General features: G+C 72.4%; 21 protein-coding genes. 10 read left to right on the top strand and 11 right to left on the bottom strand.

What is annotated here, in order from left to right:
* Window positions 1–128 precede the first annotated feature (128 nt).
* Window positions 129–662 (top strand): HEAT repeat domain-containing protein, encoded by a 534-nt coding sequence (locus E4198_RS02605; protein ID WP_247597843.1) that lies wholly within the window; start codon window positions 129–131, stop codon window positions 660–662.
* A 69-nt stretch (window positions 663–731) separates the two neighbouring features.
* Here the strand turns inward: E4198_RS02605 and E4198_RS02600 are convergent, their stop codons facing one another.
* The 6 genes from E4198_RS02600 to E4198_RS02575 all read right to left on the bottom strand — a co-directional run bounded on the left by E4198_RS02600 (window position 732) and on the right by E4198_RS02575 (window position 6,234).
* Window positions 732–2,303, bottom strand: a complete 1,572-nt coding sequence (locus tag E4198_RS02600; RefSeq protein ID WP_247597521.1) for a polyamine aminopropyltransferase — start codon at window positions 2,301–2,303, stop codon at window positions 732–734.
* Between the two features lie 53 nt (window positions 2,304–2,356).
* Complete coding sequence (locus E4198_RS02595; RefSeq protein ID WP_037788882.1) at window positions 2,357–2,794, bottom strand: DUF350 domain-containing protein; 438 nt, start codon at window positions 2,792–2,794, stop codon at window positions 2,357–2,359.
* 91 nt (window positions 2,795–2,885) lie between these two features.
* Window positions 2,886–3,290 carry a DUF4247 domain-containing protein gene (locus E4198_RS02590; RefSeq protein WP_136181693.1) on the bottom strand — a complete coding sequence of 135 codons (405 nt, stop codon included), beginning with the start codon at window positions 3,288–3,290 and terminating at the stop codon, window positions 2,886–2,888.
* On the bottom strand, window positions 3,287–3,781 hold the full coding sequence (locus tag E4198_RS02585; RefSeq protein ID WP_136181692.1) for a DUF2617 family protein: 495 nt from the start codon (window positions 3,779–3,781) through the stop codon (window positions 3,287–3,289). Before E4198_RS02585 ends, E4198_RS02590 begins: the two co-directional genes overlap by 4 nt.
* A 286-nt stretch (window positions 3,782–4,067) precedes the next feature.
* A complete protein-coding gene (locus E4198_RS02580; RefSeq protein WP_136181691.1) occupies window positions 4,068–5,558 on the bottom strand; it encodes a glycoside hydrolase family 16 protein in 1,491 nt (496 codons plus the stop codon).
* A gap of 160 nt (window positions 5,559–5,718) precedes the next feature.
* On the bottom strand, window positions 5,719–6,234 hold the full coding sequence (locus tag E4198_RS02575; RefSeq protein WP_136181690.1) for a GNAT family N-acetyltransferase: 516 nt from the start codon (window positions 6,232–6,234) through the stop codon (window positions 5,719–5,721).
* Window positions 6,235–6,303: 69 nt separating this feature from the next.
* Here E4198_RS02575 and E4198_RS02570 point away from each other — a divergent pair, with 69 nt between their 5' ends.
* Window positions 6,304–6,822 carry a pyridoxamine 5'-phosphate oxidase family protein gene (locus E4198_RS02570; RefSeq protein WP_136181689.1) on the top strand — a complete coding sequence of 173 codons (519 nt, stop codon included), beginning with the start codon at window positions 6,304–6,306 and terminating at the stop codon, window positions 6,820–6,822.
* Between the two features lie 65 nt (window positions 6,823–6,887).
* Here the strand turns inward: E4198_RS02570 and E4198_RS02565 are convergent, their stop codons facing one another.
* Window positions 6,888–7,322, bottom strand: a complete 435-nt coding sequence (locus tag E4198_RS02565; protein WP_136181688.1) for a hypothetical protein — start codon at window positions 7,320–7,322, stop codon at window positions 6,888–6,890.
* 150 nt (window positions 7,323–7,472) lie between these two features.
* Between E4198_RS02565 and E4198_RS02560 the strand changes: the two genes are divergently transcribed.
* The 3 genes from E4198_RS02560 to E4198_RS02550 all read left to right on the top strand — a co-directional run bounded on the left by E4198_RS02560 (window position 7,473) and on the right by E4198_RS02550 (window position 10,085).
* Complete coding sequence (locus E4198_RS02560; protein WP_247597520.1) at window positions 7,473–8,576, top strand: ionic transporter y4hA; 1,104 nt, start codon at window positions 7,473–7,475, stop codon at window positions 8,574–8,576.
* A gap of 114 nt (window positions 8,577–8,690) precedes the next feature.
* Window positions 8,691–9,104, top strand: a complete 414-nt coding sequence (locus E4198_RS02555) for a cytidine deaminase (RefSeq protein ID WP_136181687.1) — start codon at window positions 8,691–8,693, stop codon at window positions 9,102–9,104.
* Window positions 9,105–9,320: 216 nt separating this feature from the next.
* Window positions 9,321–10,085 (top strand): S1 family peptidase, encoded by a 765-nt coding sequence (locus tag E4198_RS02550; protein WP_136181686.1) that lies wholly within the window; start codon window positions 9,321–9,323, stop codon window positions 10,083–10,085.
* Between the two features lie 208 nt (window positions 10,086–10,293).
* On the opposite strand, the gene E4198_RS02545 is transcribed toward E4198_RS02550, so the two are convergent.
* On the bottom strand, window positions 10,294–10,566 hold the full coding sequence (locus tag E4198_RS02545; protein ID WP_136181685.1) for a glutaredoxin domain-containing protein: 273 nt from the start codon (window positions 10,564–10,566) through the stop codon (window positions 10,294–10,296).
* Window positions 10,567–10,694: 128 nt separating this feature from the next.
* Between E4198_RS02545 and E4198_RS02540 the strand changes: the two genes are divergently transcribed.
* Window positions 10,695–11,174: a VOC family protein gene (locus E4198_RS02540; protein ID WP_136181684.1), complete on the top strand. Its 480-nt coding sequence runs from the start codon at window positions 10,695–10,697 to the stop codon at window positions 11,172–11,174.
* A 35-nt stretch (window positions 11,175–11,209) separates the two neighbouring features.
* Window positions 11,210–11,773, top strand: a complete 564-nt coding sequence (locus tag E4198_RS02535) for a dihydrofolate reductase family protein (RefSeq protein ID WP_136181683.1) — start codon at window positions 11,210–11,212, stop codon at window positions 11,771–11,773.
* Window positions 11,774–11,827: 54 nt separating this feature from the next.
* Here the strand turns inward: E4198_RS02535 and E4198_RS02530 are convergent, their stop codons facing one another.
* On the bottom strand, window positions 11,828–12,223 hold the full coding sequence (locus E4198_RS02530; RefSeq protein WP_136181682.1) for a RidA family protein: 396 nt from the start codon (window positions 12,221–12,223) through the stop codon (window positions 11,828–11,830).
* Window positions 12,224–12,265: 42 nt separating this feature from the next.
* Window positions 12,266–13,204 (bottom strand): LysR family transcriptional regulator, encoded by a 939-nt coding sequence (locus tag E4198_RS02525; RefSeq protein WP_247597519.1) that lies wholly within the window; start codon window positions 13,202–13,204, stop codon window positions 12,266–12,268.
* Between the two features lie 97 nt (window positions 13,205–13,301).
* Between E4198_RS02525 and tdh the strand changes: the two genes are divergently transcribed.
* Together tdh and E4198_RS02515 are read left to right on the top strand one after the other, a co-directional pair.
* Window positions 13,302–14,363: an L-threonine 3-dehydrogenase gene (tdh, locus tag E4198_RS02520; RefSeq protein WP_136181681.1), complete on the top strand. Its 1,062-nt coding sequence runs from the start codon at window positions 13,302–13,304 to the stop codon at window positions 14,361–14,363.
* Window positions 14,364–14,407: 44 nt separating this feature from the next.
* Window positions 14,408–15,595, top strand: coding sequence for a glycine C-acetyltransferase (locus tag E4198_RS02515; protein WP_210732767.1), 1,188 nt, complete (start codon window positions 14,408–14,410; stop codon window positions 15,593–15,595).
* A 64-nt stretch (window positions 15,596–15,659) separates the two neighbouring features.
* Here the strand turns inward: E4198_RS02515 and E4198_RS02510 are convergent, their stop codons facing one another.
* Entirely contained in the window at window positions 15,660–16,685 is a 1,026-nt protein-coding gene (locus tag E4198_RS02510) for an Rv2578c family radical SAM protein (RefSeq protein WP_136181680.1), read from the bottom strand.
* A gap of 189 nt (window positions 16,686–16,874) precedes the next feature.
* Between E4198_RS02510 and E4198_RS02505 the strand changes: the two genes are divergently transcribed.
* Window positions 16,875–17,321, top strand: coding sequence for an SRPBCC family protein (locus tag E4198_RS02505; protein ID WP_136181679.1), 447 nt, complete (start codon window positions 16,875–16,877; stop codon window positions 17,319–17,321).
* Window positions 17,322–17,478 lie beyond the last annotated feature (157 nt).

The raw sequence follows: 17,478 nt of genomic DNA, 5'->3' as shown, positions 1-17,478 counted from the left end.
CGGCCGCAGTGACACGTCTCCGGGACGACGCCCCCTTCACCGACCTCGAACGGCGGGCCAGGGCGGAGGCGCGGGGGCCGGACGCGGCCGGCGAGTGCGAACGGCTGCTGCGGCTCGCCCGCGCGGCCGTGCCCGGCGCGCGGGCGGCGGGTGCCGGGGCGGGCGCGGGGCCACCGGAGACGGGCGACGCACTCGCGCGGGTCCTCGGCGAGACGGGACGCCCGCTGTGGGCGCTGGAGATCGCCGCCTTCGCGCTCGGTTGCGCACGGGACCGCCGGGCTTTCGAGACGCTCGTCTTCCTGCTCAACTACCGGGACCCGGTGCGCGGAGGCACCGCCGCCCACGCCCTGGTCCGGCTCGGCGACCCCAGGACCGCACGCGCAGCCGCCGCGCTCGCCACGAACGAGCTGCGCACCGCCTATGCGCTGCATCCGGTCCGGTTGCTGGTGGCACTGCGTGCCCCCGAGTCGGTGCCGACGCTGGTCGCGGTGCTGGACCGCCTGCTGGAGCTGCCGGATCCGCACTGGCCGGTGGCGCTGGCCTGCGTCGAGGGACTCGGCCGCATCGGCGACCCCCGTGCCCGGCCCGTCCTCGCCCGTGCCGCCGCGCAGCACCGTCTCCGGCCCGCCGCCGAAGCGGCTCTCGCCCGCACCGGCGGCTGAAGAGGAGTCCCGCAACTTCGGTCCAGGACGGCTCACACCGAACCATCGACGACAATGCGACTCAGGACACTAGTAGGCGTTCCACTCGTGGCGCTGGTACTCCAGGACGGTGGGGTCCATCAGGGTGCTGGGGCGTACGTTCCGGGAACGGCGGTCGACGGGGAAGACCTCGGACGCCTGCAGCACCGCCTCGTCCAGGAAACGCAGTTCCGGTGCGTCCGGCGCCAGGCGCAGTTCCGGCGCCTCGCCGTGCGCCTCGGCGGCCGGCCGGGCCAGCAGGAAGCCCCAGTTGCCGAAGCTCGGCACATCCACGTTGTACGGCCTGGTGGCGAAACCGGCCGCCTGCAGCGTCTCGTCCACCGCCCAGAAGGTCTTCGGTGCGAAGAACGGCGAGCCGCCCTGCACCACCAGGTTGCCGTGCGGGGCGAGGGCCCGCGAGACCAGGCTGTAGAACTCCACCGAGTACAGCTTCGCCAGCGCCGCGGTGTCCGGGTCGGGGAAGTCGATGACGATCGCGTCGAACCGCTGGCGCGTCTCCCGCAGCCAGTTGAAGGCGTCGGCGTTGACCGCCGTGACGCGCGGGTCGGACAGCGACCCGCCGTTGAGGTGGCGCAGCGGCTCGAAGTCGCGCGCCAGGCGGGTCATCGCGCGGTCGAGGTCGACCAGAGTGACCTTCTCCACGTCGTCGTACCTCAGCACTTCGCGCAGGGCGAGCGCGTCGCCGCCGCCGAGCACCAGCACGGAGGAACGCTTCCCCGACAGCGCCGGGTGGACCAGCGCCTCGTGGTAGCGGTACTCGTCGACGGAGGAGAACTGCAGGTCGCCGTTGAGGAACAGCCGCATGTCGCCGTCGCCGGAGAGCGTCGGCGACTCGGTGACCACGATCTGCTGGTACGGCGTCCGTTCGGCGTGCACGACCGGGTCGCGGTAGAGCTGCTGCCGGGCCGTCACCTCGATGTCGTCGGCCAGCGCGTACGCGCCGCCGAGCACCGCCAGCACCGCGGCCAGGCCGGCCAGCAGGCCCGTCTGCACGACCCGCCGGAGCTGTCTGCGGAAGATCCACAGCACGACCACCATGCCGGCCAGCGCGTTGACGCAGCCGACCACCAGAGCGCCCTTGATCTGCCCGAACGTCGGCAGCAGCAGCAGCGGGAAGCACAGACCGCCGATCAGCGCGCCGATGTAGTCCACGGCGAACATGTCGGCGACCGCGCTGCCCGCCTCCTGCTTGCGGATGCGCTGCAGCAGCGTCATCAGCAGCGGGATCTCCGCGCCGATGAGCACGCCGACCACGAAGGCGATGACCACCACGCCCGGCGTGTAGATCCGCAGCCAGGCGTAGGCGATGTACAGGATCAGCACCGAGAGTCCGCCGACGAGCGCCAGCAGGCCCTCGACCAGGGCGAAGGCGCCCGCGGCGCGCCGCCGCAGCGGCTTGGCCGCGAGCGAGCCCACGCCCATCGCGAAGACCATGACCGAGAGCACGATCGAGGTCTGCAGCACCGAATTGCCGATGAGGTAGCTGCCCAGCGCGGTGAGCGCGAGCTCGTACACCAGCCCGCAGGCGGCGCAGAGGAACACCGCGAACAGCAGCAGGAAGCGCGGCAGGCGGGAGGTGGCGACGGGAGGATGTGCGTCCACGGGCTTCGAATCGGTCGTACGGATCGGGCAGGGCCGGGTCTCGTGCGCGCGCGTCAGGTCAGCGCCGCGCCGATCATCAGGGCGGTCCCGAGGTACATGGTCGCCTGCACCCACGCCGCCGGGTGCGGACGGCCGCCCTCGTCGTCGAACACGGTCGCGCCGAGCCTGCCGGGCGTGAGGACGGCGACCATGACGAACACCAGCGTCATCATCACGACGCCCGCGGCGCCGTACAGGAAGGTGCTGAACAGACCCTCGGCGAGACCCGCCTCGGACTCGCTGGCGCCTATCGCCTGCGCGATGACCCAGCCCAGGCCGAGCATCTGGCCGCCGAGCACCACGGCTGCGCCCTTGTTGCGGTCGGTCCACACCACGGCTGCCAGCTTGCCGGGCGTCAGCAGGTCGAGGACGACGAAGCCCGCCACCATGACGACGAAGCCCACCAGGCCGTACAGCAACGCGATACCGGCCGACTCGAAGATGAATCCCACTGTTCTGCTTTCCTTCCGGGTGTCCTACCGGGCGTTTACGGGTGCGGGGTGGTGCGGGGATCTGCGTGCGGGGCGGTCGTGCGCCGCGCGGTCACTTGCCGAGGCCGGGGCCGCCGCCGCGGAAGCTGCTGCTGCCCGGGGCCGGCCACTTGCTGCGCACGTGGCTGCCCCAGCGGTCGTAGCCGTCGTCGTAGTCGTCGATGTCGATGACGCTGCCGGAGCCGGAGGTCCGGGGGCTGATCGCGACCATGTCGTCCTCGTAGCGGAGGAACACCATGCCGTCGTCGCTCAGACGGTCGGCGGCCGCGGTGTGCCCGTCGATCTCGTCGGCGACCTTCCGCGGGGCGTCGGAGGGGTCGACGTAGTCGCCCATTTCGTACTCGTACGTGCTGGAGATCCACTGGTCCGGCACGTCGTTCGGGGCGCTGGAGCAGCCCGTCGCGAGGATGCCGACGGCCGCCGTCATCGCCACCGAGGCCGGCCCGATCCGCTTCATCTCTTCTCCATCCGGGTGTGCGTGGCCACCACGTGGCCGGTCTGGGGGTACGTGTGCCAGGTGCGCCACCCGACGCCGGGGCCCCGGTCCATCGCCAGCGCGGTGACCGCGTCGGCGTCGCCGGGGAACACGCCGCACAGCGCGTCGGCCCGTCCCTGCGCCGTCGCACGCACCTCGGCGACGCGGCGCGCGAATTCCGTCTGCGGGTGGTGCTCGACGCGGGCGGAGAAGCGGTAGACCCAGCCGGGGAACTCCTCGGTCGCGGTCTCCGGGAGTTGCCGCGAGCCTCCCGGCAGGCAGGCCACCGTCTCGCGCACCGGTCCGGCGAAGACCTGGTGCGAGGCACCCAGCAGTCGCAGCTCCACCGTGAGCCCGGCGGTGGTCTCGACTTCGGTGACGGCGAGCGCGTCGTGCGCGGAGAGGCCCAGGGCGAAGGAGAGTTCGTCGGCGCTGGTGTCCAGATACGGCGCCGCGAGGGGTATGCCGGTCACGCGTCGCCGCCCCCGCGAGGTCTCGGTCCGGCCTCGGCTCCCATGACTGCGTGTCCCCGTTCCCCTGGTCGCTTTGCGCCGCCGAGGGCAGGCGCTTCCCGGCGGGCGTCGGGCGAGTATGGCACAGGCCACTGCGGACGGCGGTGTCGGGGGCGTGCACATGTGCGAGCGATACGGGGGCGGTTCGCGTGCGAGAGCGTGAACGGCGCGACCGCCGTTCCCTTCCGGGAGGGCGGCCGCGCCGGTGGAGAGCCGGCCGGTGCGCAGGACGCCGGCCGGACCCGGATCAGCCGAAGGGCAGGTGCAGCACGGAGCGGTCGCCGGTGCCCAGGGTGCTGGAGCCGTTGCCGATGGCGTTCCACACCTCCACCCGCACCGTGCCGCCGTCCATGTCGCCGTGGGCCCCGCTCGACGACTTCAGCCCGCGACCCTCGGTGTAGTGCTCGAAGCCGGGGACCGGGTCGGTGGCGAAATAGTGGTAGGTCTCGCTGCGGTCCCAACTGCCGTCGCCGGTCCGGTCGTAGGAGATCCGGACCTGCTGGCCGTTGCCGACCGCCTCGCCCGCGTCCACGAACAGGTCGAACCGGGTCTCCCCGCCGTCGTAGTTGCCGTCCACGCCTTCGAGAGTGAACGTCTGCTGCTGGTGCGGGTTCCCGTCGTGGTTGCCGCCGCCCGCCGGGTCCAGGGTGACCGTACCGGGAGAGGTCGTTCCGGAGTTCAGCCCGCCGTCGGCGCCCAGGTAGACGGTGGAGGCGTCACCGCCGGGAGGGTCCGTCGGGTCGCCGCCGTCGCCGCCGCGGGTCCACACCGCGACGTAGTCGACCAGCATCGAGTGCCCCGGCTCGGTCGCCGCGGTCGGGGTGGCGTGACCGGCCACGCCGTCGGGGAACGCGCCGCCCATCGCCACGTTCAGCAGAATGAAGTAGCCGGCGTGGCTGGTCATGTCCGACCAGGCCGACGCGCCGATCTGGCCCTCCGTCACGCTGTGGTACTCCTCCCCGTCCACGTACCAGCGCAGCTCTTCCTCGCCGCCGCTGCGGTCCCACTCGAAGCGGTAGGTGTGGAAGTCGGCCTGGCAGGCCGGACCCGGGCAGACCCGGCTGGCGCCGAGGCCGTTGGTCTCGTTGCACGGACCACCGGGGTTCACGCCGCAGTGCAGCACGCCCCACACGCGGTTCATGCCGTTGACGTTCTCCATGACGTCGAACTCGCCGATGGCCGGCCAGTTCCAGTAGTTCCCCCGGTACGGCGCGCCCAGTGCCCAGAAGGCGGGCCAGTACCCCAGGGCCTTCTCACCCGTCACGTCCGGCATCCGCACGCGTCCCTCGATGCGCAGCGTGCCGCCCTCGGGCGCCTTGAAGTCGGCGCGCTTGGTCTCGATGCGGGCCGAGGTCCAGTTGCCCGCGCCGTCGCGCAGCGGCGTGATGCGCAGGTTGCCGCCGCCGTCCAGGGCGATGTTGTCGGTCGAGTCCGTGTAGTTCTGTATCTCGCCGGTGCCCCAGTTGGCCGGGCCGCCGGGGTAGCCGTGGCCGAGGTCCAGCTGCCAGTTCTGCGACGACGGAAGGGAGCCTGCGGCCCCGTCGAAGTCGTCGCTCCACGCCAAGTCCCAGCCGGGCGCGCCGGGGACGTCGCCCCGGGCGGGTTGCGCGCCGAACGCGGAGGCGAGCAGGGCGCAGACGAGGGCGACGGCGCCGAGCGCGACGTACAGCGCGGCGCGGGGGCGGCCGGGCCCGGATCTTGCGGAGAGCGGTGGGGCGGTACTGCTGGTCGTGCCCATGGGGGAGCACCTCCTGCGGAGTGGGGGCCATGATGATTGTGAGAGCGCTCTCAGAGTCTTATAGATGGAGCCGGGGAACGCGTCAATGGCCCAGCCTTCGCCACTTCTTGAATGCGTGGGGCAGCGATCCACCTGTCGAGGGCGGCATCCTGGCGTCCCCTCAGACGGGCGCGCGCACGTACCGCAGGTCGGTCAGGGTCCGGCCGCCCGCATCGAAGTCCTCCCGCCCGCCGTCCGGGGCGAACCCCGCCCGCTCGTAGAAGCGGCGCGCCCGGGCGTTCCCCTCCACCACCCACACGTACAGCCGCGGAGCCGCCGACCTCAGGGCGCGCTCGCGTGCCGCCGAGGCCAGCGCCCGGCCGACTCCCGTGCCGATCATGTCCGGCCGTGCGTACAGGGCGTAGAGCTCCGCGTCGGACGTACGCCGCTCACCGTCCCGGTACGGGCCGCCCGCCGCCCAGCCGACGACCTTGCCCTCGGTGTCCTCGGCGACCAGATCCCACAGACCGGGGGCGGGCGAGGCCAGACGTGCGCGGTGGCGGACGGCGTCCTCGGCCGCGTCCATGGCGGACAGGTGTGCCGGGGGCATCAGTCCCGCGTACGCGTACCGCCAGCCGGCGATCCGCAGAGCCGCCACCGCCCCGGCATCGGCCTGAGCCGTCTCCCGAATCCGCATCGCGCCATGGTCGCACCGCGCACGTCCCGCGTCGCGGGGATTGTCGGACCCACCGGGCACGATGAGGGGATGACGACGCGTTGGGGAGACTTCGAAGAAGAGGCGCCGGCGCTGGCGGCGGCGGTGCGGGAGCGCTTCGGCATGTACCGGCACCACGTGCTGGCCACGCTGCGGGCGGATGGCGCGCCGCGCGTGACCGGCCTGGAGGCCGGCTTCGGGCACGGCGAGCTGTGGCTCGGCATGATGCCGAACTCGCGCAAGGCGCTCGACCTGTTGCGGGACCCGCGCTTCGCGCTGCACGCCAACCCGGGGGAGGATGCGGAGATGGAGCACGGCGACGCGCGCGTCTCCGGACGCGCGGTGGAGGTGACCGACCCGGCGAAGCTCGCCGAGTACGCCGGTGAGCAGCCGGAGGGAGAGGTGCCGGAGGTCTTCCACCTCTTCCGCGTCGACCTCACGGAGGTGGTGCGCACCTACCTCGACGTGCCCGACATGTGCATGGACGTCTGGCGCCCCGGCGTCCCGGTCCGGACGATCCGGCGCGGCAACGACGACGCACCGCCGAGGGAGGAGGAGGCGAAGGGGTAGCTGCCGGTCACGAGGGCCCGGTCACGGCAGCGGGCGCAGCGCGGTGCCGTCCGTCAGGCGTGCGGTCACACCCAGGCCGCCCGTCCCGCTCCCTGCGGCAGCTCCTGACGGCCGAACTTCCAGTTGTTGACCGCCCGCACCCCGCTGTCCCGCAGGTCCGCCAGCTCGCACGCGCCGCGCGCCCACACCCGCCGCGCCTCCGCGCTCACTGCCTCGCGCGGTGCCCGGGCCGGCTGACCGCTCTCCGGCGGCGGCGTGTAGGTGAGATGTGCGGGCATCACCTCGCCGAGGTCCGCGACAAGGAAGGCGTGGCTCTCGACGATCCGTTCGGAGGATCGCAGCCACAGCACCGGCCGACGTGTGCACGCGTCGGCCCGGGGCACCGGCAGGGAGCCGGTGACGCCCGCCTCCGAGCGCGCCAGCCGCTCGGGCGCGCGGTCCGGGTCGAGCAGGTAGAGGGTCGCCGTCCCGGCGTGGCGGCCTGCCGGCCTCGTCCTCACGTCGAACGAGTGAATCCCGGGACGGTCACGCGGTCGCGCGCCCGCGCGTGCGGCGCACGGCCGTGCCGGCTCCGCCGGCGGGCTCCGCAGGACCCGCGGTGTGCCCCGCCGTTCCCCGGAACGGCCCGCTCTCGCGGCTACCGTGAGACGGTGCACGCTCTTCGCCGTTCCCTGCGGCTGCGCCTGTCGTGGACGGTCGTCGTCCCCCTGCTCGCGCTCGCCGTGCTGGCCCTCACCTGGGGACGCGACCTGCCGGTCTTCTGGGTCGTGGTCGTGGCCGTCATCCTCGCCGGCGCGGTGCTCGCGGCCGTGCACCACGCGGAGGTCGTGGCGCACCGGGTCGGCGAACCGTACGGTTCGCTGGTGCTGGCGGTCGCCGTCACCGTCATCGAGGTCGCCCTGATCGTCACCCTCATGGTCTCCGGCGGCTCCGAGACACAGACGCTGGCCCGTGACACGGTGTTCGCGGCGGTCATGATCAGCACCAACGGCATCGCGGGCCTGGCGTTCCTGCTGGGGGCGCTGCGCCACGGCCTCGCGCACTTCAATCCCGAGGGAAGCGGCGCCGCATTGGCCACCGTCGCCACGCTGGCCACTCTCAGCCTGGTGCTGCCGACCTTCACCAGCGAGCCCGGGCCGCAGTTCTCCCCCGCCCAGCTGGGGTTCGCCGCGGCCGCGTCCCTTGTGCTCTACGTCCTCTTCGTCTTCACCCAGACCCGCCGTCACCGGGACTTCTTCCTTCCCGTCACCTCCGAGGGACGCGCCGCCGAGGAGGGCGACCACGCGCCCCCGCCCTCGAGCCGGGCGGCGCTCGGCAGCCTCGCCCTGCTGCTGGTCGCCCTCGTGGCGGTGGTCGGCCTGGCCAAGGTCGAGTCACCCGCGATCGAGTCCGGCGTCGAGGCGGTGGGCTTCCCGCACGCGTTCGTCGGCGTGGTCATCGCCCTCCTCGTGCTGCTCCCCGAGACGCTCGCGGCCTCCCGCGCCGCACTCCGCGGCCGCATCCAGATCAGCCTCAACCTCGCCTACGGCTCGGCGATGGCCAGCATCGGGCTGACCATCCCCACCATCGCGGTCGCGTCCGTCTGGCTCGACGGCCCGCTGCTCCTGGGTCTCGGCACCACCCAGCTCGTCCTGCTCCTGCTGACCGCCTTCGTCAGCGGCCTCACCGTGGTGCCCGGCCGTGCCACTCGCCTCCAGGGCGGCATCCACCTCGTCCTGCTCGCGGCCTTCCTCTTCCTCGCCATCAACCCCTGACCTGCGGTCAACCCCTGAGAAGCTTCGGTGAGAGAGGGGCGAGGCGCCGACGCCGCGTGCGTTCCCTCGCGGTTCCAGCGTGACGTTCCCGGACACCCGACGGAGGAGAAGAGGATGACCCCGCAGACCGACGACGTCGACCACGAACTCGTCGAGGCCGCGGCCCATGTGGCCCGCACCCGCTGCCGCGGCGACAACCACACGATGGCAGCGGCGGCACGCGCGCGGGACGGCCGGATCGTGACGGCGGTGAACGCCTACCACTTCACCGGCGGCCCCTGTGCCGAGCTGGTCCTCGTCGGTGCGGCGGCCGCCCAGGGCGTCGTCGAGCTGGACACCGTCGTCGCCGTGGGGGACCGGGAACGGGGGGTGGTGCCTCCGTGCGGCCGGTGCCGCCAGGTCCTGTTCGACTACTTCCCCGCGCTCCGGGTGATCGTCGGCGGAGGCGGCCGGACCCGCACGGTCCGCGTCGCCGACCTGCTGCCGGAGACCTACGTCTGGGCGGACCACCAGCTCGACCCCGAATGACCCACCACGCGTCGGCCACCGCCACGCCCCGATGCGCGTCGATCCCCGTCCGTGGTGGGTGAGTCCGTCGCGGGCGGGCTGTGCGAGGGCCCGGCGTGGGGCCGGGGACGGGTCCTCTTGTGCACGGGCCGTGGACTGTCCATGCTCGAACCTGACTGAATGTCAGGGTCATGCCATGAGCGGCGGGACCGGAGCAGGACACGAAGGAGAAGGACGATGCCCACCTCGCGCACAACCCCACGAAGAAGCCCGTCACGACGCAAGGGCTGGCTGGTCGCCGTCCTCGCGGGCCTGCTGGCCGCGCTCACGGCGTGGGCTCCCGGCGCCGTCGCCGAGGCCGGACCCGTACTCGCCGGCGGTGGGGCCGCCGGGACGACGGTTGCCGACGCGGCCACCCCGCGGGGCGACCGGGGCCGGGACGCGTCGTCGCAGACCATCGCGCCGGGGGACCCGATCTTCAGCGGCGGGGCCCGCTGCACGGCGGGCTTCAACGTCACCGACGGCACGGACGTCTTCATCGTGACCGCGGGCCACTGCACCTCAGTGGGCTCCACCTGGTACGCGGACCCGCAGCTCACCGTTCCGATCGGCCCGACGGTCTCCTCGTCGTTCCCGGGTAACGACTACGGTCTCATCCGCTACGACAATCCCGACCTGACCCCCGAGGGCGGATACGGCCTCGGTTCCCCGTACGTGGGCCGGCAGGTGTACATCAGAACGTCGCAGACCGGTATCCACAGCGGCACCATCACGGCTCTCAACGCCACCATCGACTACGGCCCCGACGGCGTCGTCCACGGTCTCATCCGGACGAACATCTGCCTCCCGGTCGGCGCCGGGGGCGGCACTCCGCTGTTCGGCCACAACGACCAGGCGCTGGGCATCGCTTCAGGCGGATCGGGCTCGTGCTCCTCCGGCGGCACGACCTTCTTCCAGCCCCTGAACGAGGTGCTGTCGTCGTTCGGTCTCATGCCGTACTGACCGTCCCGCACCACAGCGCGCCGGGCGGGCTCGACTTCCCTCGGGCCCACCCGACGGCGCCCTTGCAGTGAGTCGATGTACGGGTGCTCACCGTGTCGTGGGAGAGGGCAGATTCGGTGCTCCTCCGCAGTGAGGCGCGAGGAGCGCCAGGGGGCAGGGGCGCCCGCCCCTGACGGCGGCGTGCCCCACGCGGCGCGTGCGGGCGGCGTCAGCCCGTCAGGAGGTGGGGCGCGTGGTCGCGGACGGTGGCGAGCAGGCGACGCTTGGAGGGGTTGACCAAAGGGTGGCCCGCGACGTCGACGGTCGGGACCGTCTCGTTGCCGTCGGCGACGGAACGTACGTAGGCGGCCGCCCCGGGGTCCTGCCAGATGTTCACCTCGCGGTACGTCAGCCGGGTGCGACGCAGCCGCAGCCGCAGGGCGATGCAGAACGGGCATCCGGGCCGCCAGTAGACGACCACCTCGTCGCGTGTGTCGGTCATGCCTCCCGGCTACCCGACGGCCCGGCCGCGTGAACACCCGGGAGGGATCTTCTCCCCCGATGAGTTTCGCCGGCCGGGGCGGTCTGTCCGTACGACAGCGTCCCCACGGGTAGGCAGGAGCCGTAGCCATGCAGAAGATCACCACTTTCCTCTGGTTCGACACTGAGGCCGAGGAGGCCGCGCGGCACTACGTGTCCGTCTTCGGGAACGGCTCGCGCGTGGTCGAGGTGCAGCACTACACCGAGGCGGGGCCGCGGGAGCCGGGGTCGGTCATGACCGTCACCTTCGAGCTCGCCGGCCAGCGCTTCATCGCGCTCAACGGCGGCCCGGAGTTCACCTTCAGCGAGGCGATCTCGTTGCAGATCGACTGCGACACGCAGGACGAGGTGGACCACTACTGGTACAAGCTCGGCGAGGGCGGCCAGGAGGTGCAGTGCGGCTGGCTCAAGGACCGCTACGGCCTCTCCTGGCAGGTCGTGCCCCGGCAGCTGACCGAGCTGACGGGCGATCCGGACCCGGCGAAGGCGAAGGCCGTGTTCGCGGCGATGCTCGAGATGAAGAAGCTCGACATCAAGGGCCTGCAGGCCGCCTACGACGCGGCCGGCTGACGGGGCATGCCGTCGAGCAGGACCGGGAGGCAGGGATGAGGGATCTGATCGTCACGGAGAACATCACCCTGGACGGCGTCGTCGACGCCGACGGCGGCTGGTTCCAGCCCGCCGGCGAGCCGGAGACGGACCAGTCGGACGCCCTCGGCGTGCTGCGCGCACAGATGGCGGCGGCCGACGCGTTCCTCGTCGGCCGGGTGACGTTCGAGCAGATGCGCGGGTACTGGCCCGAGCAGACGGACGACGCCACCGGGATCGCGGCCTACCTGAACACCATCCGCAAGTACGTCGTCTCCGGCACGCTCACGGACCCGGGCTGGGAACCGACGACGGTGCTGCGCGGCGACCCGATGACGGAGATCCGGGCGCTGAAGGAGGCGCAGGGGCGGGACATCGTCGTCACCGGCAGCGTGCGGCTGGCGAGGGCCCTGGTGGGCAGCGGGCTCGTCGACGAGTACCGGCTCTTCGTGTACCCGGTGGCGCTGGGCCGGGGACGGCGGCTGTTCCCGGACGGGGTGGAGGCCCATGGCCTCCGCCTGGCCGAGAGTCGCCCGTTCCGCTCCGGCGTGGTGCTGCTGCGCTACCGCACCCGCGCCTGAACACCCCGGGCAGCGGCCGATCGGGCACGGTCGGCAGGTCACCCGGGCGGCGGGTCAGACGATCGCGAACGCCTCGATCTCCAGCAGCAGGTCGGGTCGGACCAGCGCGGCCACCTGGACCGCCGAGCTCGCCGGCAGGCGCCGGCCGGCGCCCAGCGCCTCGTCCCGCGCCTCCCGGACGGCCGGCAGATGCGCGATGTCGGTCACGAAATACGTGAGCTTCACCACGTCGTCGAAGGTCGCCCCCGCAGCCGCCAGACAGCGGCGCAGGTTCTCGAACACCTGCCGCGCCTGCGCGGCGGGGTCGCCCGCGCCGACGAGCGCGCCGTGCGCGTCGAGCGCGATCTGCCCGGAGACGGCGACGAACCGCCCGGCGCCCCACACCACGTGGTCGTAGCCGGAAGCGGGGGCGACGCCCTCGGGCGCGGCGATGTGCGTGAGTTCGGCCATGCCCCGGATGGTGCGGCACACGCCGGTGCCCGCGCGAGGCGATTACGGGCCGGTCCGCCGCACCAGGTCGAGGGACTCCTCGTGCAGCGCCGCCAGCGCCAGCTCGACCAGTGGGTGGGTGCGGCTGCCGCGCCGCACCGCGGCGAACACCCGCCGCGTGGGCCGGTCGCCCTCCAGGGGCCGGATCACCGCACCGCCCAGTTCGATGCCGCGCAGCGCCGTACGGGGCACCAACGCGACCCCCGCCCCGTTGGCGACGAGCGCGCTCACCGCGCGGAAGTCGTCGGACAGCGAGTCGACACGTGGCCGGAAACCGGCCTGCACGCAGGCGTGCAGCACCACGTCGTGCACCGGGTTGCCGGGCCAGGGGGTGATCCAGGGGTCGTCGGCCAGCTCGGTGAGCGGCACCCGGTCCGCGCCGAGGAGGCGGTGCCCCGGCGGCAGCACGACGTCGAACGGTTCGGCGTACAGGGGTTCGCGCAGCAGCCTGCTGTCCCCAAAGGCGGCGCCGTCGCTGAGCGTCTCCCGGTGTTCCACCGCGACCGCGACGTCCGCGTCGCCGTCGCTCAGCAGGCGAAGGCTCGCATGGCCCTCGGCGTCCTTGACCTGGAACGCGACCTGTGGCGTCCGCCGCCGGAGCACGGCGACCGCGGGGGCGACGATCTCGGTGATCGCGGTCGGGTAGGCCGCGAGCACCACCTCGCCGGCCAGCCCTGCTGCGCAGGCGGCCAGGTCCGCCTCGGCCCGCTCCAGCTGTGCGGCGATAGTGGTGGCGTGCGCGGCGAGCACGGCGCCGGGCGCGGTCAACCGCACGTTCCGGCCGTGCCGCTCCAGCAGTGGCTGGCCCGCCTCCGTCTCCAGCGCGGCGAGCTGCTGGGAGACGGCGGAGGGGGAGAGGTACAGGGCCTGCGCGGCGGCGGTGACCGTACCGTGGTCGGCCAGTGCCCGGAGCACCCGCAACCTGCGCGGATCGATGGTCACACGGCCAGTGTCGCACGATCGTGAAGCTTGCCTTCACGATCAACATCCGAAATCGCTGATGGACTGCACAGCCCTCGGCGAGGGACAGTATTCGGCCATGAGGGCATTGGTGAAGACGGCCGCCGCACCCGGCCTGGAACTGACCGACGTGCCGACCCCGGAGGCGGGGGACGGCCAGGTGCTGATCAAGGTGCTGCGCACCGGTATCTGCGGCACCGACCTGCACATCGACGGCTGGGACGCGTGGGCGGCCCGCTCCGTCGAGCCGCCCCGCGTCCTGGGCCACGAGTTCGTCGGCGAGGTCGCCGCGCTCGGCGCGGGCGTGACCGGCGTGCAGGTGGGAGACCTGGTCAGCGGAGAGGGCCACCTGGTGTGCGGCACCTGCCGCAACTGCATGGCCGGCCGCCGCCACCTGTGCATCCGCACCATCGGCCTCGGCGTGCACACGGACGGCGCGTTCGCCGAATACGTGGTGCTGCCGGAGGAGAACGTCTGGGTGCACCGGCACGAGGTCGACCTCGACATCGCCGCGATCTTCGACCCGTTCGGCAACGCCGTGCACACCGCCCTCGCCTTTCCCGTGCTCGGCGAGGACGTGCTCATCACCGGCGCCGGCCCGATCGGCATCATGGCCGCCGCCGTCGCCCGGCACGCCGGTGCCCGCAGTGTCGTCATCACCGACGTCAGCGAGTACCGCCTCCAGCTCGCGCGCAAGATCGGCGCGACGCTCGCCCTCGACGTGAGCACCGCCTCGATCAAGGACGTCATGCCCGAACTGTCCATGACCGAGGGCTTCGACATCGGCCTGGAGATGTCCGGCCGCACCGAGGCGCTGCGTGACATGATCGCCGCGATGCGGCCCGGCGGCCGGATCGCGGTGCTGGGCCTGCCCACCGGCAGCGGCGACGTACCGGTCGACATGGCCACCATCGTGCAGCGCATGCTCACCCTGCGCGGCATCTACGGCCGCGAGATGTACGAGACCTGGTACTCCATGTCCGTCCTGCTCCAGGGCGGTCTCGACATCGGCCCGGTCGTCACCCACCGGTTCGGCTACGAGGAGCACGCGGACGCGTTCGCCGCCGCCCGTTCCGGCCAGTGCGGCAAGGTCGTCATCGACTGGACCCAGCCCCTCACGGGGCAGTCCGCCGGCCGCTGACCCCCCGGCCGCCGATCCGCCACGAACCCCAGGAGGACACCGAAGTGTTCGGAACCATGCGTGACGACCTGCGCAGGACGCTCGACGAGATCCGCGAAGCGGGCCTGTACAAGTCGGAGCGGGTGATCGCGAGCCCGCAGTCGTCCGGCATCCGCGTCGGCGACGCGCAGGTCGTCAACTTCTGCTCCAACAACTACCTCGACCTCGCCGACCATCCGGACGTCATCGCCGCCGCCAAGCAGGCGCTGGACGACTGGGGCTTCGGCATGGCGTCCGTCCGGTTCATCTGCGGCACACAGGAGCCGCACACGGTGCTCGAGCGCCGCATCTCGCAGTTCCTGGGGACCGAGGACACCATCCTCTACAGCTCCTGCTTCGACGCCAACGGCGGCGTGTTCGAGACCCTGCTGACCGCCGAGGACGCGGTCATCTCCGACGAGCTCAACCACGCGAGCATCATCGACGGCATCCGGCTGTCCAAGGCCGTCCGCCACCGGTACCGGAACCGGGACATGGCGGACCTGGAGCGCTGCCTGAAGGAGTCGGCGAACGCCCGGCACCGCCTCATCGTCACCGACGGCGTGTTCTCCATGGACGGATATGTCGCGCCGCTGGACGAGATCTGCGACCTCGCCGAGCGCTACGACGCCCTGGTCATGGTCGACGACTCGCACGCAGTGGGCTTCATGGGCGACGGCGGCCGCGGCACGCCCGAGCTCTTCGGTGTCGCCGACCGGGTCGACATCGTCACCGGAACGCTCGGCAAGGCACTCGGCGGCGCCAGCGGCGGCTACGTCGCCGCGCGCGCCGAGATCGTGGAGCTGCTCCGGCAGCGTTCCCGTCCGTACCTGTTCTCCAACTCCCTCGCGCCGTCCATTGTCGGGGCCTCGCTGCGCATCCTGGACCTGCTCGAGACCTCGGGTGACCGCCGTCGCACGCTGCGGGAGAACACCGCGCTGTTCCGCTCCGAGATGACCGCGGCCGGTTTCGACATCCTGCCGGGCGACCACCCCATCACCCCGGTGATGGTCGGCGACGCCGCGCTCGCCGCCGAGATGGCCGCCGCGCTGCTGGAGAAGGGGATCTACGTGATCGCGTTCTCCTACCCGGTGGTGCCGCAGGGCAAGGCACGCATCCGGGTCCAGCTCTCCGCCGCGCACTCCACCGAGGACGTGCGGCGCGCCGTCCGCGCCTTCACCGAGGTCCGCGACGCCGCGGAGGCGTCCGGGTAGCGCCTCCCGGGCAGAACCTGCCGCGAGAAACGCCCGCCGGCGCACACCCCCTCCTGCCCGGTGGTCACAGCAGCGTGAGCTGGGTGGCCTCCGGGCCCGGCGCCGGCGGGTCCTCCTCGGCGTGCTCCGGCGGCAGCCGGTGCACGCCGGGGGAGGAGGGGCCCATCCCGTACTCCGCGGCCAGTTCGTGCACCTGTCCGGTGATCCGGCGCTGGTACCACTTCGGCGCGTAGGCGCCCGCCGCGTACAGCGCCTCGTAGTGCCGCACCAGCTGCGGGTGGTGGGCTTGCAGCCACTGCAGGAACCACTCGCGGGCGCCCGGCCGCAGGTGCAGCGTGAGGGGCGTGACGGACGTGGCGCCGGCTGCGGCGATCGCCCGCACGGTGGTGCGCAGCTGTGCCGGGGAGTCGCCCAGGAACGGGATCACCGGCGCCATCAGCACGCCGCAGGGGATGCCGTGCTCGCTCAGGGCGCGCACCACGTCCAGTCGGCGCTGGGGCGCGGGCGTGCCGGGTTCGACGGTGCGCCACAGCTCCTCGTCGGTGAAGCCGACGGAGACCGAGACGCCGACGTCGGAGACGGCCGCGGCGGACCGCAGGAGCTCCAGGTCGCGCAGGATCAGCGTGCCCTTGGTGAGGATCGAGAACGGGTTCGCGTAGTCGCGCAGGGCGGTGAGGATGCCCGGCATCAGCCGGTAGCGGCCCTCGGCGCGCTGGTAGCAGTCGACGTTCGTGCCCATCGCGATGTGCTCGCCGCGCCAGCGGCGTCCGCCCAGCTCGCGGCGCAGCAGCTCCGGGGCGTTGACCTTGACGACGATCTGGGTGTCGAAGCCGGTCCCGGTGTCCAGGTCGAGGTAGCTGTGCGTCTTGCGGGCGAAGCAGTACACGCACGCGTGCGTGCAGCCGCGGTAGGGGTTCACCGTCCATTCGAACGGCATCCGGGACGCCCCGGGCACCCGGTTGACGATCGAGCGCGCCCGCACCTCGTGGAACGTCACCCCCCGGAACTCGGGCGTGTCGAACGTCCTGGTCACGACGTCGGTACCGAAGAGGCCGGCCGGACCGTCCCCGTTCAGGCTCTCCCACCGCATGAAGTCCTCCTCCGTCGCGCCGCCCTGCCGGGAGCTCGCATTCCCTGAGAATAGAACACCTGTTCCCTTCCGTTCTGTCAACCTGGATTTGGGCCCCCGGCGCGAGGGTGGTTGGCTTGCCGTGGAGACCGCCGCGGCGCCCGCGGAAGGCTCCTCGAAGCGACCGAAGTGCACACCACAGGAGGACCCATGGCGCAGGTCGAGGCCGTGACGCAGCGAGAGATCGCTGCGAAGCCGGACGACGTGTTCGACGCGCTCGCCGACTACAGCGGCACCCGGCAGAAGCTGCTGTCCGAGCACTTCAGCGAGTACGAGGTCCGGGAGGGCGGGGACGGCGAGGGCACGCTGGTCCACTGGAAGCTCCAGGCGACCAGCAAGCGGGTCCGCGACTGCCTGCTGGATGTGACCGAGCCGGAGGACGACGAGCTGGTCGAGACGGACCGCAACTCCTCCATGGTCACCACCTGGAAGGTCACCCCCGGCGGCCGTGAGGGCACCGCCGTCGTCGTGGTGCGCACCGTGTGGAACGGCGCGGGCGGCATCGGTGGCTTCTTCGAGAAGATCTTCGCCCCCAAGGGCCTCGGCCGGATCTACGACGCGATGCTCGCCAACCTCGCCGCCGCGACGGAGAAGTAGCCGCCGTCGCACTCTCACCGGAAAGAGTGGACTTCGAGGCCCGCCGGGATGTGCCCGGCGGGCCTCGGGCATGGCGTCCCGGGGGTCGAACCTCCTGATGGGGCGCCGACGAATGCCCCGGGCAACGGAGTTGAGCGGCCCCGGTGATTCGCCGCGT

Origin of the sequence: Streptomyces sp. RKND-216, assembly GCF_004795255.1 — a bacterium.
Taxonomy (GTDB): Bacteria; Actinomycetota; Actinomycetes; order Streptomycetales; family Streptomycetaceae; genus Streptomyces; species Streptomyces hazeniae.
Note: the sequence above shows the minus strand (reverse complement) of the source record. Positions and strands in the feature narration are given on the sequence as shown.